Below are 23,828 nucleotides of genomic sequence, written 5' to 3'. Positions count from 1 at the left end.
GGAACGCAAACTCTGTGCTATACGCGCCAGAGGGATTCTCTGAGCGTCAAGGATGGTGACGTCCGTGAGGAGACGGGGAAAAGAAGACGACGATGACCCATTCCACTCCTGTTTCGCCAACTGCGGTTGGTGCCCGCCCGGGTCGCGTTGTGCTGTACAGCCACGATACGTTTGGCTTGGGCCATCTGCGGCGCAGCCGTGCGCTTGCATCGGCGCTGACCGAGTCCGGTGTCGCTGAAAGCGCCATCATTCTCACCGGCAGCCCTGTTGCCGGGCGTTTCACATTCCCTCCTGCCGTGGATCACGTCCGCCTGCCCGGTGTGAAGAAACTGGCCGATGGCAACTATATCAGCCAGACCGAAGGCATGGATATCGAGGCGACGACGGCGCTGCGATCTGCATTGATCGATTCAACCATTGACCAATACGAACCTGACCTGCTGATCGTCGACAAAGAGCCGACCGGCTTTCGAGGTGAACTGCTCGACACCCTCAAGCGTCTGCGCGAAGGCAGCAAGACCCGCATCGTTTTGGGTCTGCGTGACGTGCTGGACGAGCCGGACGTGCTGGCCGCCGAATGGGCCCGCAAGGGCGCCGTCGAGGCCACTGAGTCCTTCTATGATGAAGTATGGGTCTACGGCGTGCGCTCGGTCTATGACCCGACCCAAGGCCTGCCTTTGTCGCCCGATGTCCGCAATAGGACGGTCTGGACCGGCTACTTGCGGCGCAGCATCGTGGATGCCGCTGAAGTGCCAGATACGCCATACATCCTTATCACACCCGGTGGTGGTGGCGATGGGGCGGCCATGGTTGATCTTGTCCTGTCGGCATATGAACAGGACCCTGATCTGCATCCCCACGCGGTTCTGGTCTATGGCCCATTCTTGTCCGGCGAGGTGCGCGAACGGTTCGAAACGCGCGTCGAAGCGCTTGGCGGTCGCGTCACCTCAACCGGGTTCGACAGCAAGATCGAACCGCTCTTTGCAGGGGCCGAAGGCGTGATTAGCATGGGCGGCTATAACACATTCTGCGAACTTCTGTCCTTTGATCAACGCGCCGTCATCGTACCCCGTACGAAACCACGCCTTGAACAGTGGATCCGCGCCCATCGGGCTGAGGAACTTGGGCTGGTCCGCAACCTGGATCGCTTCCGCGAAGGGTTGACCACCGATGCAATGGTTGCGGCCATCCGCGCCCTGCCTCACCAGAAACGCCCGTCCGAGGCGGGGGCCGATGGCCTTCTGGATGGTTTGGACGTGGTCAATGCGCGCGCGCAGGCCCTTATGCAGCATTCGTTGACCGACGCCGCAGAATGACATCCAGATCGCCCCGCTTGGCCATAGCCGTCAAAGGCTGGCCGCGCCTGTCCGAGACCTTTATCGCGCAGGAACTGGTAGCGTTGGAGGAGGCCGGGATTGATTTTGCCATATGGTCGCTGCGCCATCCGACGGACACCAAAACCCACCCGTTGCACGATCAGCTCAAAGCCGAGGTTCGCTATCTGCCGGAATACCTGGGCGATGAATCTGTCCGCGTACTGCGCGGTCTGTTTTCAGTCATGGGGCATCGCACGTTCTGGCCAGCTTTGCGTCAGTTTCTGCGCGATTTTTCACGCGACAGAACCAGAAACCGCATACGTCGATTTGGACAAGCTTGCGTTATGGCGCGAGAATTACCCGCTGGCACTTCAGCCCTCTATGCCCATTTTCTGCACACACCATCGTCAGTCGCACGTTACACTGCGATGCTCAGGGGTGTGCCATGGTCTTTTCAGCCCATGCCAAGGACATCTGGACCTCACCGGAATGGGAACTGCGGGACAAGCTGAATACTGCAACGGCGGGTGCCGCTTTTGGGGCCACCTGCACTGCATTCGGAGCCGAGCACTTGAACGGCCTGTCCACAGATACGCCGATTGATCTTGTCTATCATGGTCTGGACCTGTCACGTTTTCCGCCCGCTCCCGACCAACCGGTGCGCCAGCTTTCCGATCCGTTTCATATGCTGTCTGTGGGCCGCCTGGTCGAGAAAAAAGGGTTTACCCGCCTGCTGGACGCGGTCGCGCTGCTGCCTCCAGACGTTGATTGGCATTGGACCCATATCGGAGGTGGTGCCCTGAAACAGGTATTGCAGGACCAAGCCACGCAGTCCGGCCTTTCGGACCGCATCACCTGGCGCGGTGCATGCGACCAACCAGAGGTAATTGCAGCAATGCAAGCCGCTGATTTGTTTGTATTGCCCAGCCGGGTCGCCGCCGACGGTGACCGCGATGGTCTGCCCAACGTCCTGATGGAAGCCGCCAGTCAGAAACTGCCAATACTGAGCACGGCCGTCTCGGCCATACCCGAGTTCATCGACAATGGTGTGCACGGTATCCTGAGTGACGACGATCCGGCGGAACTGGCCGACGCAATGATGCGTGTCGCACGCAACCCCGCACTGGGCGCGACTATGGCTGATGCCGCCCATACCCGCCTGCATACGGATTTCACCATGCAACCGGGTATTGCGCATCTGGCACGGCGGTTGCGCGCCATCATGGACGCTGCGTGACCGTCGCTTTCTACGCTCCGCTCAAGGCACCGGATCATCCGATGCCATCCGGTGACCGGACCATGGCCCGCGCGCTGATAAAGGCACTGGACCATGCCGGATTGGCAATGACTGTCGCATCTGACTTGCGCATTTATGACCGCGCGGGTGACGCGGCTTTGCAGAAGGAACTGATCGGGCAGGCAAAGAAAGAAGTTGCGCGCCTTCTGTCTGCGCCCGCGGCCGGAACATGGCAATGCTGGCTTACCTATCACAACTACTACAAGGCCCCGGACTTGATCGGGCCACCGGTCGCCCGCGCCCTGAACATTCCCTATGTACAGGTCGAAAGCACGCGCGCGCGCAAACGTCTGTCCGGGCCATGGGCCCGCTTTGCCGAAGCCGCAGAGGCGGCCAGTGACCAGGCGCACACCATCTTCTACGTGACAGCGCGTGATGCCGAAACGCTGCGCCGCGATGCGCCCGCTGGTCAGGTTCTAACCCATCTGCGTCCGTTCCTTGATCGCGCAGAGTTGCCCAGACAGTCGGACTATTCCGGTGCCATGCTAAGTGTCGGGATGATGCGGGCCGGGGACAAGCTGGGGTCCTACAAGCTGATCGCTGACACGCTGGCGCTGCTCAACCCCGCACTGGAGTGGCAATTGGACATCGCAGGCAGCGGCCCAGCGGAGGCAGAGGTCACGACCTTGATGGCCCCGTTCGGCGCGCGGGTCCGCATGCTGGGTGCTTTGCCTGCAGGTGAACTTCAGCACTGTTATGAAAGAGCATGCCTGTTGTTCTGGCCAGGTGTGAACGAGGCATTCGGCTACGCCTATCTTGAGGCGCAGGCGGCAGGATTGCCCGTTGTGGCTCAGGACCGCCCCGGGGTGCGCGACGTTGTCGCCGGGATGCAGCCTGCCGTGGCCGACGGGCCGCATGCCATGGCCGCACGTTTGACCGATATGCTGACCAATCGCGCCCTGGTCGAAGACTTGGGCGCTCAGGCCCGCGCTCAAATTGCCCAACACCATCTGCTGCCCGCTGCCGCTGGAACACTGCGCACAGCAATCGAGGGCATGATATGATCACTCTTGCCTTATTGCGTCACGGACACACCGCATGGAACCGTGAGGGCCGCTTGCAGGGGCGCAGCGACATTCCCCTTGATGACACGGCACGCCGCGACCTGGCCGGGTTCCGACTGCCCGATGATTTCAAGGACGCCGATCTGGTGTCGAGCCCACTGGCCCGCGCCACGGAAACCGCCGCTTTGGTGGCAGGGCGTGCGCCACGTGTCGAACCTTGTTTGATCGAAATGAACTGGGGCGACTGGGAAGGGCGCTATGGCACGGAGCTGTCCGCCGACGCGACCAGCGGATTTCGCCATATCGAAGATTGGGGATGGCACTATTGCCCATCGGGCGGTGAAAGCCCGGACAGTCTGCGGGCACGTTTGCAGCCATGGCTGAACACACTGACCCGGGACACCGTGGCCGTCTGCCATATCGGCACGATGCGCGTATTGATGGCGATGGCCACCGGCTGGGATTTTGACGGACCCGCGCCATTTCGGATCAAGCGCAATCGCTTGTTTATCCTCCAAGTCGACAAGGGAGCACTGACCCTGATGCCCGACGTCCCACGGTTGGAGGCGCGCTGATGCAAGTCACGATTGTTGCCACGCATTTGCTGGGAACCGGGCATCTAGCGCGTGCGCTGACCCTTGGCCGCGCTTTTGTTGCGGCGGGTAATGCGGTGACGGTTATCAGCGGAGGTAAACCCGTTCCGCATTTCGACAGCACTGGCCTGACCCTTGTGCAATTGCCGCCGTTGCAGTCGAACGGCACTGATTTCTCGACGCTTCTGACCGACACAGGTGAGATCGCCAGCGAGGCGTATCTGGTCGCGCGACAGTCGGCACTTGTTGATCACGTCGCGCAACAGAAGCCCGACGTGTTGATCACCGAACTGTTCCCGTTTGGCCGCCGCATACTGAAGGCTGAGTTCCAAGCTTTGCTTGAAACTGCAGATGGCTTGCCGTCGCGCCCCCTGGTCCTGTCATCCATTCGCGACATCCTCGCGCCACCGTCCAAGCCAGCCAAAGTCGCTTTTGCCGACCAGCTTGTGAACCACTTTTATGACGCCGTTCTGGTTCACTCTGACCCCGAAGTTGTGCCACTGGACACAAGCTGGCCCGTGTCGGACATGCTGCGGACCAAACTGCGCTACACTGGTTTTGTTGCGCCCCAAGCACCCGATGTAAACGCGCCTCGTCACAACGAAATCCTTGTCAGCGCAGGTGGCGGTGCCGTTGGAGACACAGTCTTTGAGGCTGCATGCGACGCAGCGACACTGGATGCCGCGCGTCTGTGGCGTTTCCTCGTTGGTGGCGATGATGCTCGCCGCGCGCATTGGGCAAACCGCGCGCCCGCCAACGTGACGGTCGAAGGTCCACGCCCCGACTTTCGCAACCTGCTTGTGGGCGCGACTGCGTCGGTGTCGATGTGTGGGTACAACACGGCCCTCGATGTCCTCCAGACTGGCGTTCGGGCTGTGTTTGTCCCGTTTGACGATGGCGGTGAAGTCGAACAAGGGTTACGCGCAGATGCCCTGACCACCTTGCCTGCGGTGTCCGTGTTGCGACAGACCGACCTGTCCGGACCGACCTTGGCAGATGCCATCAACAAGTTGATGCAACAGGACCGGCGCGACCCTCGAACAACCGGAATGGACGGCGCAAGCGCAAGCGTGGACATCGTGCGTAGCCTATTTGCAGAGGCATCACATGCAGATTGACTGGACCCCCCTGCGCACGGAATTAGCCGCATGCCGCCGCGACGGATTACCCGTCCCATTCTGGTGGCGGGACGATGATGCGATTGCCCTCACAGCAGAGTTGGAGCAACTTGCAACGCTGGCTCAAGCCACTGAATTACCTGTCCATTTGGCGATCATACCGGCCCATGCGACCGCTGAACTGGCGGGATGCGTGGATGGAAAGCAATTGATCCCGGTCGTTCATGGATGGGCGCATCGGGATCATAGCGGGCCTGATGAAAAGAAGAACGAGTTCCTGACCGATCGGCCAGACATGGCCGACGACAGCGCACTTGGACTGGCCCGCATGCGCGACCTGTTTGGCACGCAGTTGCGGCACATGTTCGTGCCACCGTGGAACCGGGTTCATCCGGCACTGCTCCCCAAACTGCGTGATCAAGGGTTCGATGCCATATCCACATTCGGGCCACGCAAAAGCGTTAATGCAGTGCCGGGGCTGATCCAGATCAATACCCATATCGACCCAATATGGTGGAAAGGCACGCGCGACCTCATCGCGCCTGAAACGCTTGTCGCAACGGCGGCGACACATTTGACCGCACGGCGACAAAGCACTGAAGATGCACGGGAACCTTTCGGCCTTTTGACCCATCACCTTGTTCACACTCCTGCGATCTGGGCTTTTACCGAGAGCTTTGTAAACGAAATGCTGTCTGGCGGTGCAACGCCGTGGACGATGGAGACAACGACATGAGCAGACTGGAATCGATGCGGCGGCGGTTGAGCGCGCAGATCGATGGGATCAACTGGGCGGCAAAAAAGATCGCGCATCTTGATGGCGACGTATTGGAAATGGGGTTGGGCAATGGCCGGACCTACGATCACTTGCGCCAGGAATTGCCCGATCGCCGCATCTGGGTGATCGACCGGATGCTGAAATGCCACCCAAGCTGCGTTCCGCCGACCGAGGATTTTCTGGAAGGCGAGGCAGAAGCCATGCTAACCCGATTGGCCAGCAAAGGGCGTAAGATGGCGCTCGCGCATTACGATTTTGGCTACGGCATCAAGGAAAAGGATGTTGAAGAGGGGATGCGCCTGAGCCCCCTGATCGCAGCACTCATGCAACCTGGCGGTCTGATCCTGTCTCAACAACCGCTTGTTGGCCTTGAACAGGTCTGCGGGCCAGACACAATTGCCCCGGATCGATACCTTTTCTACCGTGCCGTGTAGTCTCAGGGCGATTTGATCACGATTCCGCTCGCTCCTGTTGTCAGCCACGGACAAGGCCTTTTAAGGTCACAGTGATTCAAGGCCGCGCCAAAAGCGGTCGGGACCAACGGGAGTATCAAATGAAGATGTTCAAGACGGTCGCTCTGGCCGCCACAACAATCGTGTCGGCGACAGCCACCCTTGCAGCCCCCCTCAAACTGACGCCAGCCGATCCGCAACCATCTGGTCTGAACCAGGGGCTTGCGGTGAAATATTACTTTGACAGCGTGCGCACACTCAGCGAAGCCGAACGCGCTTATTCCAAAGCAAAGCCCGGCAAACCATTGGCTGGTTTAGACTATCGCGACACGGCTGAAGGTGATGAAACCTTGACCTCAGGCAAGGCGCACAAGGTTGTTGCCGTGATCGAGGGATATGTACGCTTTGATGAGCCGGGTACGTACAAAATCGACTTCATGAGCAATGACGGATTACAGATGAAGATCGGTGGCGCGGAAGTTGTCTATTTTGACGGCGTACATGGGTGCGACCCCAGCGAACAGGTTGAAGCTGTTGTACCGGAAGCAGGCTGGTACGCATTGGAAGCGCTCTATTTCCAGCGCAAGGGCACAGCATGTCTTTTGATGCGCGCCGGAATCGGAACACCTGAATGGATGGAAGACGAGTCCTTCGGCTACAATTGACGGTCTGGTGCCCAGCAGTCGCAGTGGCACCATCGCAGTGATGCGGACGCTTTCCTGTTTTTTGGGAACGCATGAAAAGGACCGGAGTGCCAGCGCCGTGGCGGTTGTCCGCACGGGCGAAAGCACTCCGTATGCGAATGTCGGGTCGGTGGCTGGCGTTACGTTCTAAACCGGCTCAGCCCATGCCCGTAATTCGCCGCTGCACCACCCATGTGACTGGGAAGGCCGCGACGAAGCCGATGGCGGCCGCAATCAAGATGGGTCCGACTGTGCCATAACCCAGCGACAACGCCGCGATAACACCGGAACCGGCCATCGTTGCGCCGATGAAAATGTGCAGGAAAAAGAACAGCATGAACCGCTGCATAAGGGGCCTCCGTTACTTGTCTGCGCAGAATGTGCCCGGGTTTGCCAGAAGGCGCATTGATGTCGGTCAAAACGACGGGGCGATTTGAACGGAACACAACGTTCAGTAAGCGGAGAACCCTTATGGTGGCGGCGACAGGGCAAAGAACGCCCTTCGCGAATGTGGAGATAGTGAGTGGGGTGGTGTTCAGACAACGAAAAGGCGCCAGGTGCGCGAACCGAAATCCGTGCCGTGCCCGAGGGCACACCCTGACGCCTCGTTGAACCTCATCATCCCCCCAGAGGGCGACATGTTGGCCCAGCTTGCTCGTGGCGTTACCGCCGTTCGCCGAGACTGCCTGACCGAAGTCAAACCGCCTCTCGCATCGACCCTGCTGACACCGCCCTTTCGTCACACCCCTTTCAGGGCCACACGATCCGACCTGCATCCGGTTGCCCGTTGATGTCCAAGCTAAACCTTGCGGTCCGTCCTGATCATCCCGTTGCCTCCGGGGCATTTGCGTCCACCGCGTCGTTCAAGGAACTCTGCGCCGGTAAAGAGAGGTTGGGCCAGGATGGGTGAGTCGTGCAAAGGAAAAATGACGGTTTGGCGAAATTTCTTGGGGATAAGCTGTTGATATCGCTTGTGGATTTCTTGTGGAGAAGCTGGGGATAAGGCGGGAATGTATAGGGGTGGTAGGGGGTTAGATTGGGTCAGGATTGGTGTCGTAGGGCGGGGTTTCGACACACCGGCGCCGTTGGAGTTCAAACACCGTTAACCATGACCCGCGCATGATTACCCATGCCAAATTACCGCCGACCCAAGATCACCGGAGCGTCCATCTTCTTCACCGTCGCCTTGGCGCAGCGTGGTCGGACGGTTTTGGTAGATGAGATTGATGCATTGCGCGACGCCGTGCGAAGCACCAAGGCCGAACGTCCATTTCATATTGATGCGTGGGTGGTGTTGCCAGACCATTTGCATTGCGTTTGGACGTTGCCCGTCGGAGACCGGGACTATTCAACGCGGTGGAGCGCGATCAAGGCGCGGTTTACGCGAACCGTTCGCGACAACGGTAGGGTGGGTTTTCAACCCACCCATGCGAAGCGTTTGGGACATGCGGTGGGGTGGAACCCCACCCTACGACGTTCGGCAAGCAAGATCGCGAAGGGGGATGCGGGGGTTTGGCAACGGAGATTTTGGGAGCACCATATCCGCGATGAGGCCGATTACATCGCCCATGTGCGGTATTGTTGGTTGAACCCGGTGAAGCATGGGTTTGTGGAACGGCCCGCGGATTGGGCGTATTCGAGTGTGCATTGGGATGCGCGGTTTCGGGTGGGGATGGATTTGGTTTTGTAGGGTGGGGTTTCAACCCTCCGGTTCCGTTGGTTCAACAGAGGGCGAGAAACCGCACCCTAGTTAGGTTGTTCGAACAAGTTGTCTTGATCATCTGAACTTTCGATAACGGAATAAACCTTCGTTATCAGCTCTTCATTTTCAAGTAGATTTCCTCGTGCATCGTACACGTTCCGAACCAAAATTCTGACTCGTAAGGCGTCACCGGGCTTTATTGGAAACGCGCCAGACCGGAACTCTTCCAACCACTCATCGTCAACGATCTTGTAGCTAGGGTCAGGATTCATAACCAATAGATTACGGTCGCTGCGAGAGCGATTGCGGACAGGAAGACCTTGGGGCACCTGTCGTAGCGTGTCGCCACCCGCCGCCAGTCCTTGAGCCTGCCGAACATGATCTCAATCCGGTTACGCCGTTTGTATCGGCGTTTGTCGTACTTCACGGTAGTCTTGCGTTGCTTTCGACCCGGGATGCAGGCGCGTATGCCTTTGTCTTTTAACGCATCTCGGAACCAGTCGGCGTCATAGCCGCGATCACCGAGCAGCCAGTCCACATTTGGTACGCTGTTCAGTAGCGCTCGCGCGCCGATGTAGTCACTGACTTGACCAGCGGTGACAAAAAGGCTGAGCGGCCGCCCTTGGCTGTCACAGATAGCATGCAGTTTGGTGTTCATGCCGCCCTTGGTTCGACCAATCAGGCGGCCACGCCCCCCTTTTTCGCGGCCATGCTGGTCGCGGTACGGTGTGCTTTCAGATAGGTCGCATCAATCATCACGGTCTTTTCCTCGCCGTGTTCGGCAGCCAGGCCGACCATCATCTGGGCGAAGATACCTTTCTCGCTCCAACGTTTCCACCGGCTGTAGAGCGTCTTGTGCGGCCCGGAGGCCTCAGGCGCATCTCGCCATCGTAACCCATTGCGGTTGATGAAGATAATCCCGCTCAACACCCTTTTGTCATCGACCCGTGGCCTGCCGTGCGACTTCGGGAAGAAAGGGGAAAGCTTGGTCATCTGCTCGTCGCTCAGCCAGAAAAGGTCGCTCATGTCACCGCTCCGTTTTCCAAGCCGTGAATCATGCAGCGCACTGAAAATCAATGCATCCTGACCCTAGTGACTTTAAGTCAGCTTCTTTAAGCGCTTCGTCAGGCACATCCTCCAAAACACTCCGAATGAAAATCTTTAAACTAGGTTTCTCGAGATCCTCAACGATAAGTGCCGTTGATAACTGTGGATGAATTGATTGCAGCAGTACTCGATCAAGCTGTTCCATTGATCGGATTAGCTCGGCTGCTATCTCAAATGCGTGGGCTGCAGAGTTATTTCGCTCAGCATATTTAATCTTTAGGATAATATCTGCGTCGGCTGTTGGCGCATCATCTGTTACTGCAACACTCAAAATCATTACCTTCAATTTCGCCCTGAAGTTGAGATATGTATGTCACTGGCTCTCAGCACTGTCGAGTACCTCATAGAACAAAATAGTTTAACAACAGATGGATTTACTGCAGTCTCAGATTTCTCTCTGACAATATCCAAACGAGACTGGGGCTTTTCTCGCCCGTTCCCCGACAATGTGGCGAGGTGCCGCTCCCGCGATCCTTTGCGGTTTACAAAACCCTACGGCGCACAGTCACACAAAAATGACAATCCGGAGTTGACGCCGGGACTGTCATTCACCCCATCCATCTTGGACGGGCTGACACGCTATAAGCTGCAACTGGGTGCCGCTACGCGCATCGCTGCGCGATACGACTTTCGCGCACTGGCATTCCTCAGCGCCCAAAATGGTCGGCTTTAGCCGTCCATTTTGAGTGCGCTGATGAATGCCTCCTGCGGAATATCAACCTTTCCAAACTGGCGCATCTTCTTCTTCCCGGCCTTCTGCTTGTCCAGCAGCTTCCGCTTCCGCGTCGCGTCCCCGCCGTAGCATTTCGCCGTCACGTCCTTGCGCATGGCGGAGAGAGTCTCGCGCGCGATGACCTTGCCGCCGATCGCCGCCTGGATCGGGATTTTGAACATGTGACGGGGGATCAGGTCTTTGAGTTTTTCGACCATGGCGCGCCCGCGCATCTCGGCCCGGTCGCGGTGGACCATGATCGACAGGGCATCCACCGGCTCGTCATTCACGAGGATCGACATTTTGACCAGATTGTCCTCGCGGTAACCCGTCAGCTGGTAGTCGAAGGACGCATAGCCCTTGGTCACCGATTTCAAGCGATCATAGAAGTCGAACACCACCTCGTTCAGCGGCAGGTCATAGACGACCATGGCGCGGGAGCCGGCGTATGTGAGGTCTTCTTGTATCCCGCGCCGGTCCTGGCATAGCTTCAGCACATCGCCGAGGTAGTCGTCGGGCACAAGGATCGTCGCTTTGATCCGCGGCTCTTCCATGTGGTCCACGATGGACAGGTCGGGCATGTCGGCGGGGTTGTGCAGCTCCATCATCGTGCCGTCGCGCATGTGGACATGGTAGATGACCGATGGGGCCGTGGTGATCAGTTCGATGTTATATTCGCGCTCGATCCGGTCGCGGATCACTTCGAGGTGCAGGAGCCCGAGGAACCCGCAGCGGAAGCCGAAGCCGAGGGCGGCGGAGGTTTCCATTTCGAAAGAGAAGGAGGCGTCGTTGAGGGCGAGTTTGTCGATGGCATCGCGGAGGTCTTCGAATTCGGCGCTGTCCACGGGGAAGAGACCGCAGAAGACAACCGGTTGGGCGGGTTTGAAGCCCGGCAGCGGTTCAACCTCTTTGCGTTCGTGGGTGATCGTGTCGCCGACGCGGGTGTCGCGGACCTGTTTGATGGAGGCGGTGAGGAAGCCAATCTCGCCCGGGCCGAGGCTGTCCACCATCTCCATCTGCGGGCGGAAGACGCCGACGCGGTCCACGTGGTGGACGGTTTTGTTGGACAGGAACTTGATCCTTTCGCCCTTCTTGAGCCGCCCGTCGATGACGCGGATCAGGACGATGACGCCAAGGTAGCTGTCGTACCACGAGTCCACCAGCATGGCCTTGAGGTCGGCGTCGGGGTTGCCCTTGGGCGCGGGGAGTTCGGTGACGATGGCCTCCAGCGTCTCCATGATCCCCTCGCCCGTCTTGGCGGACACGGCGATGGCGCCCGAAGCGTCGATGCCGATGACGTCTTCGACCTGTTCGGCGACGCGGTCGATGTCACTGGCGGGCAGGTCGATCTTGTTGAAGACCGGCACGATTTCATGGTCAGCGTCGATGGCCTGGTAGACATTGGCGAGCGTCTGCGCCTCGACCCCTTGCGTTGAGTCCACGACCAGAAGCGACCCTTCGACGGCGCGCATGGAGCGGCTGACCTCGTAGGCGAAGTCCACGTGGCCGGGAGTGTCGATGAGGTTCAGGACATAGTGCTCGCCATCCTTGGCGGTGTAGTCGATGCGGACGGTGTTGGCCTTGATCGTGATGCCCCGCTCGCGTTCGATATCCATGCTGTCGAGCAGCTGTTCCTTCATGTCCCGGTCGGCCACGGTGTTGGTGGACTGGATGAGCCGGTCGGCGAGGGTCGATTTCCCATGGTCGATATGCGCGACGATGGAGAAATTGCGGATATGTGAGAGCGGTGTCATGGTTGGGATATGTAAGGGTTTTGGGGGTTGGTCAATGGGGGTGGTGTCGCAGGTGTGAGTGAGGAAATTTTTTTTGGCGCAAACCAATCTAAAGTATGGTTTGAAAATGTGACCCCCGAAATGCGGGGCGTGGTAGCCTGTCGAGCGGGCTTGCGGGTGATACCCACAGTAACCGCGTTCGAACACCCCCGCAAAGACATCATTGCGCTATCAATGCTGCGAGCGGCCCTTACCACGCTGTGCCGAAGCCGCGGCGGAGCCAACGAAACAGATCAGCTCCCGTCAAATACTTTCATTTCTAATTATGTCACTTTGGCTGCACAGTGGCCGACCGAAGTGGCTGCTCGATCGGATTACTCCGCCCCAGAAAGAGTATCCGCCGAAGCGGTAAATGATCTGCTTTATGCGTTTGGCGGAGTTCCTTACTCTTTCGATCAACCTGGAACAGCAGCAAATGCGGTAGTGAAATTCGCCAAATTAGCGACGGCCTCAAGTGAACTAGTCGATGCAGTGTCATACGACGCTAAAGTATCCAAAGATCTCGCTGTTTAGCATTCCACTCTGGCGAAGAACTCAACCTCCAGGAGACTTGCTCAAGGTAAATAAACTGTGGCTAAATTTCCTGCAAAGTAACCCCAGTTGGGCATTTTGGTATCGGTGGTATTGCGAGATTTTAGATGGCTCATTTGACGATTGGTTTTTCGCCGTCGAGATTTCCAAAATCAATGAACAATCATGGAAAGGCAGGGACGCAGTCGCCAAGATTGCTGAGGCGATCCGGGAGATTGAGGCCAGACGGACGCTAGGTCCTCACATCAGAGCAATGCGAAGTGCTGAGGCACACGTTGCACATGAATCTCTCATACCTCCCCGTGGCCACAACAACCCGCCAGAATTGATTAACGAGCCGCAACTGGTCGAGGGTGTCGAAATCGTTTGGACTGCCCTGGACACCCTCGAACAAGAATCTGAGGCAGAGACGCCGGATAAAGGCAAGGCGCTGCGGGCATTGGTGATTGTTCGAGACTGGTTTTTTGCCGCTTGCGCTTATGTCGGACGCAAGGCTGACCTGATGATCGACACGACGATCAAATGGGGAGTTCCCGTTTTGGGCAGTGGCTATTTAGCGACGCATCCCGAAAAATTGCAAAAGATCATAGAGCTTGCCGAAATCTGGTTGAAGCCCTGAGGGCCGCGCCCGAGCCTGGGCGGGCGCATGCAACCTTGCGGCGACGCAATGCACTGGATGTGCGCAAATCATAGGTTCGGAGCGAGGCGTCCCCAATGCGCCCTCCCGGGGGGAGGGTCGGGCGCGGCCCGGCGGTACCGCCAGGCGGGACGGTTCGAACGGAGATGTTTTACCTTAATTTCGTCTGCGCAGTAAAAGGCCCCGTGTCGGCAGGCCCTGGGCTGTCGATCCAACCTTTGTGCTGCAGCACTTTATGGCCGCCAAGTACATCTTCCGGTTCACCGAAGCACCAAGACCAGCCAAATCGACAGGCCGTGGGAGGGCCTGCCGATGCGCGGCGGGCTTGCGCCCTTGATTCCGCGCTGTGGTGCTTTGTGGATATGTCGCAGGCGATGTTTGGTCGGGGCTTGGCGGGCTGAAGCCCGCCCTACAGGGTTGCGCCAGTACCCACGCTTTCCCCTGTCGTGCGTCGGCTACGCCGATACCCTGTCGGGGTGACGCGCACCGCTTGGCGGTGCGCTTAAATCGCCCGGTCTACCGCGTCCGCTGCGCGCGTAATGTCGCGCCCGACGCCCTTGGCGGTTTCACAGGCTGCAAGTGCGGTGGCAGCAACGACTGCCAACAGGATCAAACGGGTGCGGTTCATTCTGCTCTCCGATCTTTTGCAAGTCACATAAACAGACGGGCCTGTCTGGTCAAATCAACTGCCCGCGCATCGGCGGGTTTTTCCTTAGAAGGCTTGGGAATTGGCGTGACCCAAGGCCGGGATGTGCTGCGGGCCGAAAAGGGGCAAGGGATAGGCGCTGATCCTCTCGTGCATCGGCTGGCGCCGATACCCTGCCGGGCGACGCGCGCGGTCCACGGCTGCACGCTTGTTCGTGAATTGCCCTTGTCCTATGTTTACGGCATAGTTTGCACATTCAGAGCGGGCCAACCCGTCACAGCAGAGACGAGCAGAGATATGAAACTCTCGACCACGATCATTGCCGGGGCCGCGGCCCTTGGACTGGCCGCTTGTGGCGGCGGATCTTCCTATTCCAGCGCGCGGGCCGTTCCCACGACCCCGGTGCTGTTTGCGACCGGCCCGATCTATTCCGCCTGCCGAAGCGGGGGACGGGATCAGGCCAGCCGGGCGCGCTGTGGCTGCGTGCAGGCCGTTGCCAACCAATCGCTGAGTTCGGCGGACCAAAGCCGTGGCGCGGGGTTCTTCAGCAACCCGCAACAGGCACAGGAAGTGCGCGTATCCGATCGCTCAACGGATGAACGGTTCTGGCGCCGTTGGAAGGACTACAGCGACAGCGCCGCGCGGCAGTGCAGCTGAGCTAAAAGTCCTTGATCCAGAACTGCAGCGGTTTTTCCGTCTCGGCCCCCTGATCGACGTCCTTCCAGGAGAAATGGGCGACAACACCGGGCATCCGTCTATATCCACGCCCTTCCCAAAAAGGATCCAGGGGGCGGTACGCGCTGGGGCGCAAGGGGTGGTCCGGTGGTCGCAGGACCGAGGCAAAGCACATACTTTTGTAGCCCAAGTCGCGTGCATGGGCCTCGCGCATGTCAAAAAAGCGGTGGCCTAGCCCACGGCCACGAAAGCGCGGCAGCAACACGCTTTCTCCACAATAGAAGCAAGAGTTTACACTGAAATTCGCGCCGTCAAACGCGTCCGAGAACGCATCAGCATGTTCCACGAGGGGCGCCGCTGTCGCCGCCCCCACCATCCAGTCGCCATCGTAAGCCGCAACGACGACCGCGCGGTCGCTTTGTTCGTAAACCTCGAGGTAACGACGTTCATACGCGGCATCGCCTTCATAGAGATACGGCCAGTCCCGAAAGACCGCGAGGCGCAGTTTTGCCACATCATCCAGCGCTTCGGTCAGGGCTGGCCCGGTCAGTGTCTCGATCCTCATACCCCGACCTGTCGCACCCAATCCGCAAGGTTGTAATAGGTGGTGACGCGGGCGATTTTACCGTCCCGAATGTCAAAGAAGGACCCGGCGGGCAGGCAATAGGTTTGACCGCGCGCCTCGGGCAGCCCTTCATCCGTTTGCAGGTAGGTGCCATTGACGGTGTATTCGGCTGCGGCGCGGGTGCCACCTTGGGCCGAGAACACCACCATGTCGGTGAGCCTCTCCGCGTAGCATTGGTTCATATGCGTGCAAAACGCCCGGAACAGGTCCTTGCCTTCGCGCACCCGCCCTTCGTTCACATGGTGGGCCACGTCCTCGGTCAGGCAAGCCAGCATGCCCTCGACATTGCCCGCATTGAACGCTTCGAAATAATCAATCACGATCTGCATCAGTTGCCCTCCCTGGCCGGCCCCCACCGCTCAACAAGGCGGGTAATGATCTGGTCGCGGGCGGCGCGGTAGCTTTCCAGCTTCGCCTCGCGCGTCTCACCCAGACCGGTCGGGTCGAGGATCGGCCAGTATTCGACCTCAAGATGATAGTAGCGCGTCAATTCCAGTGCACGCCGTTGACTGGCCGGGCTGAGGGCCACAACCAGGTCGAAGGACGACAGGTCGTCGCCCCAATCCTCCATCTCGTCAAAGCTGCGCGAGCGGTGGCGGCTCAGTTCCACATCCAGTTCCTGGCACACGGCGATGGAAAAGCCATCGATCTCCATGTCGTTCTTGACGCCGACGGATTGGACATAGGTGCCGGTGCCATAGAACTTCTTCATGATCCCCTCTGCCATGGGGGACCGAACCGCGTTGTGATCGCAGCAGAAGAGGATGGATTGCGGCAGCGTTTCGGTCATCTATCCGCCGAAATGCAGCACGCAGATCAGGGTAAAAAGGCGGCGGGCGGTGTCGGTGTCGACCTCTGCCTTGCCTTCCAGCCGTTCCTGAAGCACCCGGCTGCCCTCGTTGTGGATGCCGCGGCGGGCCATGTCGATGGTCTCGATCTGGCTGGGAGGTAGCTTCTTCACCGCCTCGAAATAGCTTTCGCAGATCTGGAAATAGTCCTTGACCACTTGCCGGAAGGGGCCGAGGGACAGGTGAAACTCGGCCGCCTTCTCGTCAGCTTCGGTGGCAACGTCAAAGACCAGACGCTTGTCGCGAATGGACAGACCTACATTGTAGGGCCCCTGCGGTACCGGGCGGCCATCTCGGCCCGGCAGGACAAAGGTATTGTCCTCGAGCAAATCAAACATCGCCACTTTGCGTTCCTGTTCGATCTCGGGTGTGGGGGGCGGTAGGTTGGCATCATCCAACATGATGCGGGCAATTCGGGTCATGGCGCGGGGCCTTCGGCAACGAAACAATCTTTCGCAATGCTTAGGGTCTGGAACCGCGCAATACAATGCCACAATGCCGCGCACCGCATTTCATGTCCAAGCGCGGGGATGCCCCTTCTTCTGGCTGAAAATACCTCGGGGGGCGGCGCAGCCGGGGGTTGGCCCCCCTCTACCCGTTCAACTTGCGCAAACGCGCAGTCACGGACAGCCCGTGCGCCTCAAGGCTTTCAGAGGCGGCCAACCGTTCTGCGCCCGGACCAATGGCGCGCAGCGCATCAGGCGTCATCTGCGCCAGCGTGGTCCGCTTGACAAAATCCATGACCGACAGGCCGGACGAGAACCGGGCCGAGCGGGCTGTGGGCAACACGTGATTGGGACCACCGATGTAGTCCCCAATCGCCTCGGGCGTCCATTGGCCCAGGAAAATAGCCCCGGCATGGGTGATACTTTCCGACAGCGCCGCAGGGTCCGCGACACAGAGCTCAAGGTGCTCGGGCGCGATACGGTCCGACAGCTGTACCGCAACATCAAGGTCCGGCACGGTGATGATTGCACCGAAGTCCCGCCAGCTGGCGCCCGCGATGGCGCGGCGCTCCAGCGTTTCAAGGCGTGCACTCACCGCATCGGCCACTGCCAAGCCAAAGGCGGGATCAGTGGTGATCAGCAGCGATTGCGCGCTTTCGTCGTGCTCGGCCTGGCTGAGCAGGTCGAGGGCAATCCAGTCAGGGTCATTGTCGCCGTCGGCGATCACTAGAATCTCGGACGGGCCCGCGATCATGTCGATACCGACCTTGCCGAAGACGCGCCGCTTGGCGGCGGCGACAAAGGCATTGCCCGGCCCTGTGATCTTGTCGACAGGCGCAATCGTATCCGTGCCATAGGCCAGCGCCGCAATCGCCTGTGCGCCCCCGATGCGATAAATCTCGTCCACGCCAGAAAGCTGCGCCGCCATCAGGACCAGGGGGTTGATGACACCATCGGGGGTCGGCACGGTAATGGCCAGACGTCCCACACCCGCCACCTTGGCCGGAATAGCGTTCATCAGGACCGAGGACGGGTAACTGGCCAGCCCGCCGGGCACGTAGAGACCTGCCGCCGACACTGGCGTCCAGCGCCAACCAAGGGTGGCACCCGCCTCGTCCGTCCACTGGGCGTCCTCGGGCATCTGGCGTTCGTGATAGGCGCGGATGCGGGCAGCTGCGAGGGCAAGTGCGTCGCGATCTTCCTGCCCAACCTCTGCAACAGCCCCGGCGATCTCGTCCGCGCTGATCCGCAGAGTGTCGGACGTCAGGGCAATGCGGTCGAAACGTTCCGTCAGCTCAATGACGGCAGCATCCCCTCGCGCCCGCACGTCGGCGATGATATCGGCCACAACCGCATCCACATCCGGGCTATCCTCGCGCTTGGCGGACAGAAGGGCGGCAAATTGCGCTTCGAAATCAGCGTCGCTGTGGTCAAGAAACTGGGGCATGGATGTCCTTTCCGGCTGAGGCCGGACATAGCGGGCGGACCGCACAGGCTCAAGGGGCGGGGCGGACGACACGTTCGCCTGACCATGGAACGGTCAGGCGGTATCTCCCCAAAGGCTGCAAGGCGGGCGTTCATTCAATGCGTCGCAACGCCTGATGTCGGGACGGCGAAAAGAGCCGGACAAACCACAGCGTTTTAGGGAATGTTCATTCGCTGTGCTGATGCCACATGTCTGTGACGATCTCCCAACCGTCATCTTCGGGTTCCAGAACAAACAAATACGTACCCGTCGCATCCATACCCTGGCTTTCGATCTTGGCATCGACGGAACCAATCATCACGGCCAGCGTTTCGTCGTCGGAGACAAAGAGATGGTCAATCGTGTGCGTGACCTCGCCTTTGTTCTGCGTAACAAATTCAAAAAGTTGACGTGGTCCTTGCAGGCCTTGCGTCACCCGAGCGCCTTGGGCGATCCAAAGCGTATCGTTTGCGTACAGGTTCACCAGGCGCTCTGGGTCATGAGCGGCGGCAGCTGCGTTAAACTCATCATTCACTGCGTTGAGGGTGGCCGGAATGCCCGTTTCTGCATGAGCCGTCGTTGCGAAGGTGAATGTCATGATCAGAGGGGCAAATAGGATGCGGTTCATCTTGGGTGTCTCCGTTGAGCTGGGTCGGGGATGATCGTGAAAGAGCGCTCCGAGGAGCGCTTAGACGACTTGTGGTGGACCTAGTTCACCTCGTTGCGCGTCATGATGACCTCTCGCGTGATTTGCCAGCGGTCCTCTTCGAACGTGAAGTCGATGCTGAGCGTCACCAGTTGTTTGTGGTTGGTCACGTTGTTCTTGCGGCTGATGAGGATATGGCCATGGATGTCGTCAGCTTCGACCAGGTGATACTCGGCCCATGGGTTCGGGTCGCCCATCTGGGACATCGCGGCCTTCACATGCTCCATGAAGCCCGGTTTGTCATTCTGCATCAGCACCCCGTCATCGGTCAGAAGATAGGTGCGCATGTCCTTGTGGTAGGTGCGGTCCAGCACGTCGAAGGCATGGCCGGATACGCCGGTGATAAGATTGTCCAACGTGGCTTTGACGGCAGCGGTATTCGGGTGATCTGTTGTCATTGTCATGACGTTTCTCTTTCTTGGGAAAGCGGTGTTTCAGGCATAGATGCCGTTGGCCGGAAAGGGTTCCGTCATGCCGCGCATGAACCGAAGGCCACGGACCAAAGAGGGCATTTGCGGGCGCAGGAAGGGAACGTTCGAGATGTCGACCATGCGCAATTCGCGATCTTCGTTCACAACGAACAGACCCGGCTCTGCAAACGGGCCTTCAACGTCGATGCCGTGGCGGGGGCTTGAGATGTACAGGCCCAGCGCCTTCATATCTTCTATCGACAGGTCATAGCCGACGGAGAAGTCAGGGCTCACCTCGCCAATCTGGTCCTTGGCCCGCGCTGCACTGTCAGAAGACACCGCAACAACTTCGATGGACAGCTCTTTCAAGGCGGCTGCGACCTCGTTGATCTCGCCCAGGTAACGCGTGCAGATGGGACAGTGCTTGCCCCGGTAAACCACGATCATCTGCCAGTCATATCCTTTGGACGGGACACCCAGCCGAAGGGAACCTCCCCCAAGCTTGGGAACTTCAATCGCAGGAAATATTTCTCCGGGTGCCGGCCTTGCAGGCTGCATGAGCGCTCTCCTTGACTTTTCTAACGAACGATACATAAATAAAGCTCAGCAGCCGTCAAGGACTTTTATTGTGAACGATACAAAAAAAATGGGAAGACCCCGGAGCTTTGATGAGAACGAAGCGCTGATGGCCGCGATGAATGCCTTTTGGACAAAGGGCTATGCGGCAACGTCCATGAAAGATCTGACCGCCGCGATGGGCATCAGCGGGCCCAGCATCTATTCGGCCTTTGGCGACAAGCGCGAGCTCTACCTCAAGACAATCGACCGCTACGCGGATGTCGACGGGTGCGCGCCGATTGTTGCTTTTGAAGGGGCCCGAACGATTGAGGATGCGGTGCGAGGGTTTTTGATGTCCGTGGTCTCGCACTCAACCCAGCAGGAAGGCGCACCACGAGGCTGCTTTCTGGCCTCTTGCGTGGCAACAACGGTCGGCGAGGTTGATGGTGTTGCGGAACGGATGGAGAAGGCCATTCAGGACACGGATGCCCGGCTTGCCGCCCGGTTCGATCAAGAGAAGGCTAAGGGAAATCTGCCAGATGATTTCCCATCTCAAGATCGCGCGCGGCTGTTGCACGACATGCGCCAGGGTTATGTGCACCGCAGTCGGGCCGGCTGGTCCGCAGACGCGCTGCTTGAGGACCTCGAAGACAGGGTGCGTATGCTAGTAGATTGACTTGGAAGCACTTTAGCAGACGCAGACCTTCAAACGATCCGCAGTATCGGTGGGTTTGGGACGATAGGCGCCCCCCATGATACATCCACCTGATTTTTTGAAGTAAGGATGTCTGGTAAGGGGCAGCTGGCTGCACCAGAACCACAATTGAACAATGTGCTGACGACCCCCGTAAGGCGCACCTGTGGTGCGCCAGGCAGACGCCTTACGCTATGGCGCGGATCATGATCAGGTCGGTCTCGGCATGACCATCGCTCAGGGTGGCGTTGGGTATTTGCCCAACCTCCCGAAAGCCCGCGCGCATGTAGAATGCAATGGCGCGCGCGTTACTGGCCGCCACGAACAGTTCCAACTGACTGATGCCCAATTGGCCCGCAGCAGCTGCGATCCCTTCGACAAGGGCGGTCGCCGCACCACTGCCCTGCGCGCCGGGCTGAACAAAGAACGCGCCAAGATCGGCCCGATGCTTTGTCTGCGCTTTTGTCTGAGGGATCAGGCTGCCGATGCCGACAAGGGTTGAGCCCGTAAACACACCAAAGCTGTGCCCATTCTCCAGACGCTCCGCGATGGTGTCCAACGACACAGCCGCAGCCTCGTCATAGGTGGTCAGAAACGCCTGCGGGTAAGTCGACAGCGCCTCAAGCCGCAGCGCGCGCCAGCCCTCCACATCTGCGCCGGTCAGACGGCGCACGGACAGGTCAGTCATCGTGTTTGGGCACCGATTTTGACGGGGCCACGTAGGGTCTGGTCACATCCTTGAGCGTCACGTCAATCGCTTCGACCGACAGGCGCAGCGCCCCATCGCCCGCAAGCGTCAGCAGGATCTCCCCTGCCCCGTCCTCGCCCGCCTCAAACGTGACCGAGAGCAGCGACAGGATCACATCCTTGTCCGACCGATCCACGCCCTGACTGGAGACCCGCAAAACGCCAGCGAAGGCCAGCAGGGATTGCACCCGCTCGGGCGCGTGACGATCCTTGCCTTCATCTTCCCAACGGAAGCGGTTGACCAGCAGAGCAAAGGATCGCCCGCGTGCATCCCAACGCATTTCCGTGATCGGAAACACCGCATCCTGCACCAGCGACGACACCACCTGCAAATCATCCGCATCCAGTGCCCCAAGGTTCAGAGGCGCCTCGCGCCCGTCTTCAAACCGTGCGTCTTGCATCAGTCCCCCGAAATCCGTTCAATATTTGCACCTACGCCCGACAGCTTGCGCACCACATGTTCATAGCCGCGGTCAAGGTGATAGACGCGTGCAACCCGCGTTTCCCCTGTCGCAGCAAGGCCCGCAAGGATCAGGCTGACGCTCGCCCGCAGGTCCGTTGCCATGACCGGCGCCCCTTTCAGTTGGTCGACCCCCTTCACGGTGGCCGTGCCGCCATGCACCTCGATATCAGCACCCATGCGCACCAATTCCGGCGCGTGCATGAAGCGGTTTTCAAAAATCTTTTCTTCCAGCACCGACGTGCCCTCGGCCGTGCAGAGCAGCGCCATCATTTGTGCCTGCAGGTCGGTCGGGAAGCCCGGGAAGGGTTCGGTCGTCACATCCACGGCGCGGATGCGCCCGTTCTTGCGCGAGACCTTCAGCCCCTTGTCGGTTTCCGTAACGCTGATCCCTGCCGCGTCCAGCTTTTCGCAAAAGGCGCCCACAAGGTCGATCTTGCCGCCGAGCAGTTCAACCTCGCCCCCGCAAATGGCCGGGGCCAGCATGTAGGTGCCCAGCTCGATCCGGTCGGTGACAACGCGGTGAGTGGCGCCGTGCAGCTTGTCTACGCCTTGAATGGTGATGGAGGGTGTCCCGTCCCCTTCGATCTGCGCGCCCATGGCCCGCAAGCAGGTGGCAAGGTCCACGATTTCCGGCTCGCGCGCAGCGTTGTTGATGACCGTGGTGCCCTTGGCGAGCGTCGCCGCCATCATGATGTTTTCGGTGGCCCCCACGGAGGCAAAGGGGAAGTCGATCACCGCCCCCTTGAGCTTGCCGCCGTCCGCCTTGGCGTGCAGGTAGCCGTCGCGCAGGTCGATCTCTGCCCCCATCTTGGCCAGACCGTCGGTGTGGATGTCCATGGGCCGCGCACCGATGGCACAGCCACCGGGCAAGGACACCTCTGCATGCCCTTCGCGCGCCAGAAGCGGGCCAAGGACAAGGTTCGAGGCGCGCATCTTGCGCACGATGTCATATTCGGCGCGGGTGTTGATCGTGCCATGACAGGACATCGCCTGCACCTGACCATCCTGCATCGACGTGACCTCGGCCCCGAGCGATTGCAGCAGCTGAGTCATGGTGCGGATGTCTGACAGGCGCGGCGCATTGGTGAGCGTCAGCGGCTCGTCACTGAGCAATGTGGCTGGCATCAGCGTCAGGCAGGCGTTCTTGGCCCCCGCGATGGGGATCTGCCCGTTCAGCGTGCCGCCACCCTTGACCAATATGCTATCCATTGTCCTGCTCCTCTTTATTGCCTGCCTGTGCCCGTGCTTTGGCTTGTGCCTTGCGCTTGGCCATATTGGACTTGAGCGCCTGTTTGAGCCGCGCGTCGCGGTCGTCCTTTGCCGTGGGCTTGGGTGGGGTTTTATCTGCCATGCCGCTTCTGTAGCGCAGGGGGCATTTGGCGTCCAGAATGGGCTTGCATGGGTGGCGGTTTGGGGCTATCCCGCCGCGCACGGCGCTGCTGTAGCTCAGAGGTAGAGCACTCCCTTGGTAAGGGAGAGGTCGAGAGTTCGATTCTCTCCAGCAGCACCATCGTTTCCCGACCCATTGAGACAGAGGCGCCTCTCGGCAAGTGTCAGGCCTCGACGTACGTGCATCCCTTGCGGGATACGCTGAGCGCGAGAGTTCGATTCTCTCCTGCAGCACAATACGTATTCCAATAATTCGTCGCAGTTCCGCTACGCCAAAGGGGGTACAGCGCTCTTTTTTGTGACACAATTGGACCTTCAATGCCGACACCCATGAAGCGCGGCGACATCGACCATACCCGTGTCCAAGTCCTCTCTGACCATGGTGAAAGCGTTGTAGGGACGACAGTGACCGTGCCGATCGGGGCACTCTGAA

30 protein-coding genes, 1 tRNA gene and 1 pseudogene are annotated in these 23,828 nt (G+C 59.4%); 15 read left to right on the top strand and 17 right to left on the bottom strand.

The genetic code is table 11. The features are described 5' to 3' along the window. Positions 1 to 92 precede the first annotated feature (92 nt). From ACZ1HN_RS06240 to ACZ1HN_RS06200, 9 genes and pseudogenes are all read left to right on the top strand, one after another. Positions 93 to 1,316: a glycosyltransferase family protein gene (locus ACZ1HN_RS06240; RefSeq protein ID WP_472726866.1), complete on the top strand. Its 1,224-nt coding sequence runs from the start codon at positions 93 to 95 to the stop codon at positions 1,314 to 1,316. Beyond that, a pseudogene (locus tag ACZ1HN_RS06235) lies at positions 1,313 to 2,553 on the top strand (glycosyltransferase family 4 protein). Before ACZ1HN_RS06240 ends, ACZ1HN_RS06235 begins: the two are co-directional and overlap by 4 nt. Then, positions 2,550 to 3,617: a glycosyltransferase family 4 protein gene (locus ACZ1HN_RS06230; RefSeq protein ID WP_472726865.1), complete on the top strand. Its 1,068-nt coding sequence runs from the start codon at positions 2,550 to 2,552 to the stop codon at positions 3,615 to 3,617. Before ACZ1HN_RS06235 ends, ACZ1HN_RS06230 begins: the two are co-directional and overlap by 4 nt. Further along, positions 3,614 to 4,192 carry a histidine phosphatase family protein gene (locus tag ACZ1HN_RS06225; RefSeq protein ID WP_472726864.1) on the top strand — a complete coding sequence of 193 codons (579 nt, stop codon included), beginning with the start codon at positions 3,614 to 3,616 and terminating at the stop codon, positions 4,190 to 4,192. The genes ACZ1HN_RS06230 and ACZ1HN_RS06225 overlap by 4 nt, the downstream gene beginning before the upstream one ends. Next, positions 4,192 to 5,328 carry a glycosyltransferase family protein gene (locus tag ACZ1HN_RS06220; protein WP_472726863.1) on the top strand — a complete coding sequence of 379 codons (1,137 nt, stop codon included), beginning with the start codon at positions 4,192 to 4,194 and terminating at the stop codon, positions 5,326 to 5,328. Before ACZ1HN_RS06225 ends, ACZ1HN_RS06220 begins: the two co-directional genes overlap by 1 nt. Beyond that, positions 5,318 to 6,064: a polysaccharide deacetylase family protein gene (locus ACZ1HN_RS06215; RefSeq protein ID WP_472726862.1), complete on the top strand. Its 747-nt coding sequence runs from the start codon at positions 5,318 to 5,320 to the stop codon at positions 6,062 to 6,064. Before ACZ1HN_RS06220 ends, ACZ1HN_RS06215 begins: the two co-directional genes overlap by 11 nt. Next, positions 6,061 to 6,540: a class I SAM-dependent methyltransferase gene (locus ACZ1HN_RS06210; protein ID WP_472726861.1), complete on the top strand. Its 480-nt coding sequence runs from the start codon at positions 6,061 to 6,063 to the stop codon at positions 6,538 to 6,540. Before ACZ1HN_RS06215 ends, ACZ1HN_RS06210 begins: the two co-directional genes overlap by 4 nt. Before the next feature lie 119 nt (positions 6,541 to 6,659). Then, positions 6,660 to 7,223 carry a PA14 domain-containing protein gene (locus tag ACZ1HN_RS06205; RefSeq protein ID WP_472726860.1) on the top strand — a complete coding sequence of 188 codons (564 nt, stop codon included), beginning with the start codon at positions 6,660 to 6,662 and terminating at the stop codon, positions 7,221 to 7,223. Positions 7,224 to 7,263: 40 nt separating this feature from the next. Then, positions 7,264 to 7,392 (top strand): RbsD/FucU domain-containing protein, encoded by a 129-nt coding sequence (locus tag ACZ1HN_RS06200; protein WP_299602179.1) that lies wholly within the window; start codon positions 7,264 to 7,266, stop codon positions 7,390 to 7,392. A gap of 6 nt (positions 7,393 to 7,398) precedes the next feature. Here the strand turns inward: ACZ1HN_RS06200 and ACZ1HN_RS06195 are convergent, their stop codons facing one another. Further along, a complete protein-coding gene (locus ACZ1HN_RS06195; protein ID WP_299704222.1) occupies positions 7,399 to 7,590 on the bottom strand; it encodes a CTP synthetase in 192 nt (63 codons plus the stop codon). Between the two features lie 780 nt (positions 7,591 to 8,370). On the opposite strand from ACZ1HN_RS06195, the gene ACZ1HN_RS06190 reads away from it, so the two are divergent. Next, complete coding sequence (locus ACZ1HN_RS06190; protein ID WP_472726859.1) at positions 8,371 to 8,931, top strand: REP-associated tyrosine transposase; 561 nt, start codon at positions 8,371 to 8,373, stop codon at positions 8,929 to 8,931. Positions 8,932 to 9,211: 280 nt separating this feature from the next. Here the strand turns inward: ACZ1HN_RS06190 and ACZ1HN_RS06185 are convergent. The 3 genes from ACZ1HN_RS06185 to lepA form a co-directional block, all read right to left on the bottom strand. Beyond that, positions 9,212 to 9,969, bottom strand: a protein-coding gene (locus ACZ1HN_RS06185; RefSeq protein WP_472726858.1) for an IS5 family transposase whose coding sequence is annotated in 2 segments (ribosomal slippage) — positions 9,212 to 9,645 and positions 9,645 to 9,969 — 759 coding nt in all. Because the reading frame shifts where the segments join, the coding sequence is not laid out codon by codon here. A gap of 28 nt (positions 9,970 to 9,997) precedes the next feature. Next, positions 9,998 to 10,321, bottom strand: coding sequence for a hypothetical protein (locus tag ACZ1HN_RS06180; protein WP_472726857.1), 324 nt, complete (start codon positions 10,319 to 10,321; stop codon positions 9,998 to 10,000). A 398-nt stretch (positions 10,322 to 10,719) separates the two neighbouring features. Then, positions 10,720 to 12,516, bottom strand: a complete 1,797-nt coding sequence (lepA, locus tag ACZ1HN_RS06175) for a translation elongation factor 4 (protein WP_472726856.1) — start codon at positions 12,514 to 12,516, stop codon at positions 10,720 to 10,722. 54 nt (positions 12,517 to 12,570) lie between these two features. Between lepA and ACZ1HN_RS06170 the strand changes: the two genes are divergently transcribed. Next, positions 12,571 to 13,068, top strand: a complete 498-nt coding sequence (locus ACZ1HN_RS06170) for a hypothetical protein (RefSeq protein ID WP_472726855.1) — start codon at positions 12,571 to 12,573, stop codon at positions 13,066 to 13,068. Between the two features lie 37 nt (positions 13,069 to 13,105). Beyond that, on the top strand, positions 13,106 to 13,705 hold the full coding sequence (locus ACZ1HN_RS06165) for a hypothetical protein (RefSeq protein ID WP_472726854.1): 600 nt from the start codon (positions 13,106 to 13,108) through the stop codon (positions 13,703 to 13,705). Positions 13,706 to 14,225: 520 nt separating this feature from the next. Here ACZ1HN_RS06165 and ACZ1HN_RS06160 read toward each other — a convergent pair. Beyond that, on the bottom strand, positions 14,226 to 14,351 hold the full coding sequence (locus ACZ1HN_RS06160; protein ID WP_299205730.1) for an EcnA/B family entericidin: 126 nt from the start codon (positions 14,349 to 14,351) through the stop codon (positions 14,226 to 14,228). A 315-nt stretch (positions 14,352 to 14,666) separates the two neighbouring features. On the opposite strand from ACZ1HN_RS06160, the gene ACZ1HN_RS06155 reads away from it, so the two are divergent. After that, the gene (locus ACZ1HN_RS06155) at positions 14,667 to 15,026 is read left to right on the top strand and encodes a hypothetical protein (protein ID WP_299745682.1); all 360 of its coding nucleotides are present in this window, start codon (positions 14,667 to 14,669) and stop codon (positions 15,024 to 15,026) included. A 1-nt stretch (position 15,027) separates the two neighbouring features. On the opposite strand, the gene ACZ1HN_RS06150 is transcribed toward ACZ1HN_RS06155, so the two are convergent. From ACZ1HN_RS06150 to ACZ1HN_RS06115, 8 genes are all read right to left on the bottom strand, one after another. Then, on the bottom strand, positions 15,028 to 15,609 hold the full coding sequence (locus ACZ1HN_RS06150; RefSeq protein WP_472726853.1) for a GNAT family N-acetyltransferase: 582 nt from the start codon (positions 15,607 to 15,609) through the stop codon (positions 15,028 to 15,030). After that, positions 15,606 to 15,998: a ketosteroid isomerase-related protein gene (locus ACZ1HN_RS06145; protein ID WP_472726852.1), complete on the bottom strand. Its 393-nt coding sequence runs from the start codon at positions 15,996 to 15,998 to the stop codon at positions 15,606 to 15,608. Before ACZ1HN_RS06145 ends, ACZ1HN_RS06150 begins: the two co-directional genes overlap by 4 nt. Further along, a complete protein-coding gene (locus ACZ1HN_RS06140; RefSeq protein ID WP_299205765.1) occupies positions 15,998 to 16,459 on the bottom strand; it encodes an arsenate-mycothiol transferase ArsC in 462 nt (153 codons plus the stop codon). The genes ACZ1HN_RS06145 and ACZ1HN_RS06140 overlap by 1 nt, the downstream gene beginning before the upstream one ends. Beyond that, a complete protein-coding gene (locus ACZ1HN_RS06135; RefSeq protein WP_299205767.1) occupies positions 16,460 to 16,939 on the bottom strand; it encodes a UPF0262 family protein in 480 nt (159 codons plus the stop codon). A 169-nt stretch (positions 16,940 to 17,108) separates the two neighbouring features. After that, positions 17,109 to 18,410 (bottom strand): histidinol dehydrogenase, encoded by a 1,302-nt coding sequence (hisD, locus tag ACZ1HN_RS06130; RefSeq protein WP_472726851.1) that lies wholly within the window; start codon positions 18,408 to 18,410, stop codon positions 17,109 to 17,111. 205 nt (positions 18,411 to 18,615) lie between these two features. Further along, positions 18,616 to 19,056 carry a YybH family protein gene (locus tag ACZ1HN_RS06125; RefSeq protein ID WP_472726850.1) on the bottom strand — a complete coding sequence of 147 codons (441 nt, stop codon included), beginning with the start codon at positions 19,054 to 19,056 and terminating at the stop codon, positions 18,616 to 18,618. Positions 19,057 to 19,136: 80 nt separating this feature from the next. Further along, positions 19,137 to 19,538 carry a hypothetical protein gene (locus tag ACZ1HN_RS06120; protein WP_472726849.1) on the bottom strand — a complete coding sequence of 134 codons (402 nt, stop codon included), beginning with the start codon at positions 19,536 to 19,538 and terminating at the stop codon, positions 19,137 to 19,139. Between the two features lie 30 nt (positions 19,539 to 19,568). Further along, complete coding sequence (locus tag ACZ1HN_RS06115) at positions 19,569 to 20,102, bottom strand: peroxiredoxin-like family protein (RefSeq protein WP_472726848.1); 534 nt, start codon at positions 20,100 to 20,102, stop codon at positions 19,569 to 19,571. An 88-nt stretch (positions 20,103 to 20,190) separates the two neighbouring features. On the opposite strand from ACZ1HN_RS06115, the gene ACZ1HN_RS06110 reads away from it, so the two are divergent. Then, on the top strand, positions 20,191 to 20,778 hold the full coding sequence (locus tag ACZ1HN_RS06110; protein ID WP_472726847.1) for a TetR/AcrR family transcriptional regulator: 588 nt from the start codon (positions 20,191 to 20,193) through the stop codon (positions 20,776 to 20,778). A 205-nt stretch (positions 20,779 to 20,983) separates the two neighbouring features. On the opposite strand, the gene ACZ1HN_RS06105 is transcribed toward ACZ1HN_RS06110, so the two are convergent. The 4 genes from ACZ1HN_RS06105 to ACZ1HN_RS06090 are packed head-to-tail and all read right to left on the bottom strand — an operon-like array spanning position 20,984 to position 23,357. Continuing rightward, a complete protein-coding gene (locus tag ACZ1HN_RS06105) occupies positions 20,984 to 21,484 on the bottom strand; it encodes a GNAT family N-acetyltransferase (protein WP_472726846.1) in 501 nt (166 codons plus the stop codon). Then, positions 21,477 to 21,944 carry a DUF2948 family protein gene (locus ACZ1HN_RS06100; RefSeq protein ID WP_299205788.1) on the bottom strand — a complete coding sequence of 156 codons (468 nt, stop codon included), beginning with the start codon at positions 21,942 to 21,944 and terminating at the stop codon, positions 21,477 to 21,479. The genes ACZ1HN_RS06105 and ACZ1HN_RS06100 overlap by 8 nt, the downstream gene beginning before the upstream one ends. After that, a complete protein-coding gene (murA, locus tag ACZ1HN_RS06095) occupies positions 21,944 to 23,215 on the bottom strand; it encodes a UDP-N-acetylglucosamine 1-carboxyvinyltransferase (RefSeq protein ID WP_472726845.1) in 1,272 nt (423 codons plus the stop codon). The genes ACZ1HN_RS06100 and murA overlap by 1 nt, the downstream gene beginning before the upstream one ends. After that, positions 23,208 to 23,357 (bottom strand): hypothetical protein, encoded by a 150-nt coding sequence (locus ACZ1HN_RS06090; protein WP_299602141.1) that lies wholly within the window; start codon positions 23,355 to 23,357, stop codon positions 23,208 to 23,210. Before ACZ1HN_RS06090 ends, murA begins: the two co-directional genes overlap by 8 nt. An 84-nt stretch (positions 23,358 to 23,441) precedes the next feature. Between ACZ1HN_RS06090 and ACZ1HN_RS06085 the strand changes: the two genes are divergently transcribed. Further along, positions 23,442 to 23,516 (top strand) — tRNA-Thr (locus ACZ1HN_RS06085). Positions 23,517 to 23,828 lie beyond the last annotated feature (312 nt).

It is taken from the genome of Tateyamaria sp. GN1-10, assembly GCF_055693845.1.
Note: the sequence above shows the minus strand (reverse complement) of the source record. Positions and strands in the feature narration are given on the sequence as shown.

Excerpts from the sequence above, each read along its gene's own strand:
- ACZ1HN_RS06220 (WP_472726863.1), top strand. The coding sequence starts at position 4,192 with ATGCAAGTCACGATTGTTGCCACGCATTTGCTGGGAACCGGGCATCTA.
- ACZ1HN_RS06145 (WP_472726852.1), bottom strand. The coding sequence starts at position 15,998 with ATGCAGATCGTGATTGATTATTTCGAAGCGTTCAATGCGGGCAATGTC.
- ACZ1HN_RS06140 (WP_299205765.1), bottom strand. The coding sequence starts at position 16,459 with ATGACCGAAACGCTGCCGCAATCCATCCTCTTCTGCTGCGATCACAAC.
- lepA (WP_472726856.1), bottom strand. The coding sequence starts at position 12,516 with ATGACACCGCTCTCACATATCCGCAATTTCTCCATCGTCGCGCATATC.
- ACZ1HN_RS06195 (WP_299704222.1), bottom strand. The coding sequence starts at position 7,590 with ATGCAGCGGTTCATGCTGTTCTTTTTCCTGCACATTTTCATCGGCGCA.
- ACZ1HN_RS06160 (WP_299205730.1), bottom strand. The coding sequence starts at position 14,351 with ATGAACCGCACCCGTTTGATCCTGTTGGCAGTCGTTGCTGCCACCGCA.
- murA (WP_472726845.1), bottom strand. The coding sequence starts at position 23,215 with ATGGATAGCATATTGGTCAAGGGTGGCGGCACGCTGAACGGGCAGATC.
- hisD (WP_472726851.1), bottom strand. The coding sequence starts at position 18,410 with ATGCCCCAGTTTCTTGACCACAGCGACGCTGATTTCGAAGCGCAATTT.
- ACZ1HN_RS06210 (WP_472726861.1), top strand. The coding sequence starts at position 6,061 with ATGAGCAGACTGGAATCGATGCGGCGGCGGTTGAGCGCGCAGATCGAT.
- ACZ1HN_RS06110 (WP_472726847.1), top strand. The coding sequence starts at position 20,191 with ATGGGAAGACCCCGGAGCTTTGATGAGAACGAAGCGCTGATGGCCGCG.
- ACZ1HN_RS06205 (WP_472726860.1), top strand. The coding sequence starts at position 6,660 with ATGAAGATGTTCAAGACGGTCGCTCTGGCCGCCACAACAATCGTGTCG.
- ACZ1HN_RS06100 (WP_299205788.1), bottom strand. The coding sequence starts at position 21,944 with ATGCAAGACGCACGGTTTGAAGACGGGCGCGAGGCGCCTCTGAACCTT.
- ACZ1HN_RS06155 (WP_299745682.1), top strand. The coding sequence starts at position 14,667 with ATGAAACTCTCGACCACGATCATTGCCGGGGCCGCGGCCCTTGGACTG.
- ACZ1HN_RS06215 (WP_472726862.1), top strand. The coding sequence starts at position 5,318 with ATGCAGATTGACTGGACCCCCCTGCGCACGGAATTAGCCGCATGCCGC.
- ACZ1HN_RS06150 (WP_472726853.1), bottom strand. The coding sequence starts at position 15,609 with ATGAGGATCGAGACACTGACCGGGCCAGCCCTGACCGAAGCGCTGGAT.
- ACZ1HN_RS06120 (WP_472726849.1), bottom strand. The coding sequence starts at position 19,538 with ATGACAATGACAACAGATCACCCGAATACCGCTGCCGTCAAAGCCACG.
- ACZ1HN_RS06115 (WP_472726848.1), bottom strand. The coding sequence starts at position 20,102 with ATGCAGCCTGCAAGGCCGGCACCCGGAGAAATATTTCCTGCGATTGAA.
- ACZ1HN_RS06125 (WP_472726850.1), bottom strand. The coding sequence starts at position 19,056 with ATGAACCGCATCCTATTTGCCCCTCTGATCATGACATTCACCTTCGCA.
- ACZ1HN_RS06190 (WP_472726859.1), top strand. The coding sequence starts at position 8,371 with ATGCCAAATTACCGCCGACCCAAGATCACCGGAGCGTCCATCTTCTTC.
- ACZ1HN_RS06225 (WP_472726864.1), top strand. The coding sequence starts at position 3,614 with ATGATCACTCTTGCCTTATTGCGTCACGGACACACCGCATGGAACCGT.
- ACZ1HN_RS06090 (WP_299602141.1), bottom strand. The coding sequence starts at position 23,357 with ATGGCAGATAAAACCCCACCCAAGCCCACGGCAAAGGACGACCGCGAC.
- ACZ1HN_RS06200 (WP_299602179.1), top strand. The coding sequence starts at position 7,264 with ATGCGGACGCTTTCCTGTTTTTTGGGAACGCATGAAAAGGACCGGAGT.
- ACZ1HN_RS06105 (WP_472726846.1), bottom strand. The coding sequence starts at position 21,484 with ATGACTGACCTGTCCGTGCGCCGTCTGACCGGCGCAGATGTGGAGGGC.
- ACZ1HN_RS06240 (WP_472726866.1), top strand. The coding sequence starts at position 93 with ATGACCCATTCCACTCCTGTTTCGCCAACTGCGGTTGGTGCCCGCCCG.
- ACZ1HN_RS06135 (WP_299205767.1), bottom strand. The coding sequence starts at position 16,939 with ATGACCCGAATTGCCCGCATCATGTTGGATGATGCCAACCTACCGCCC.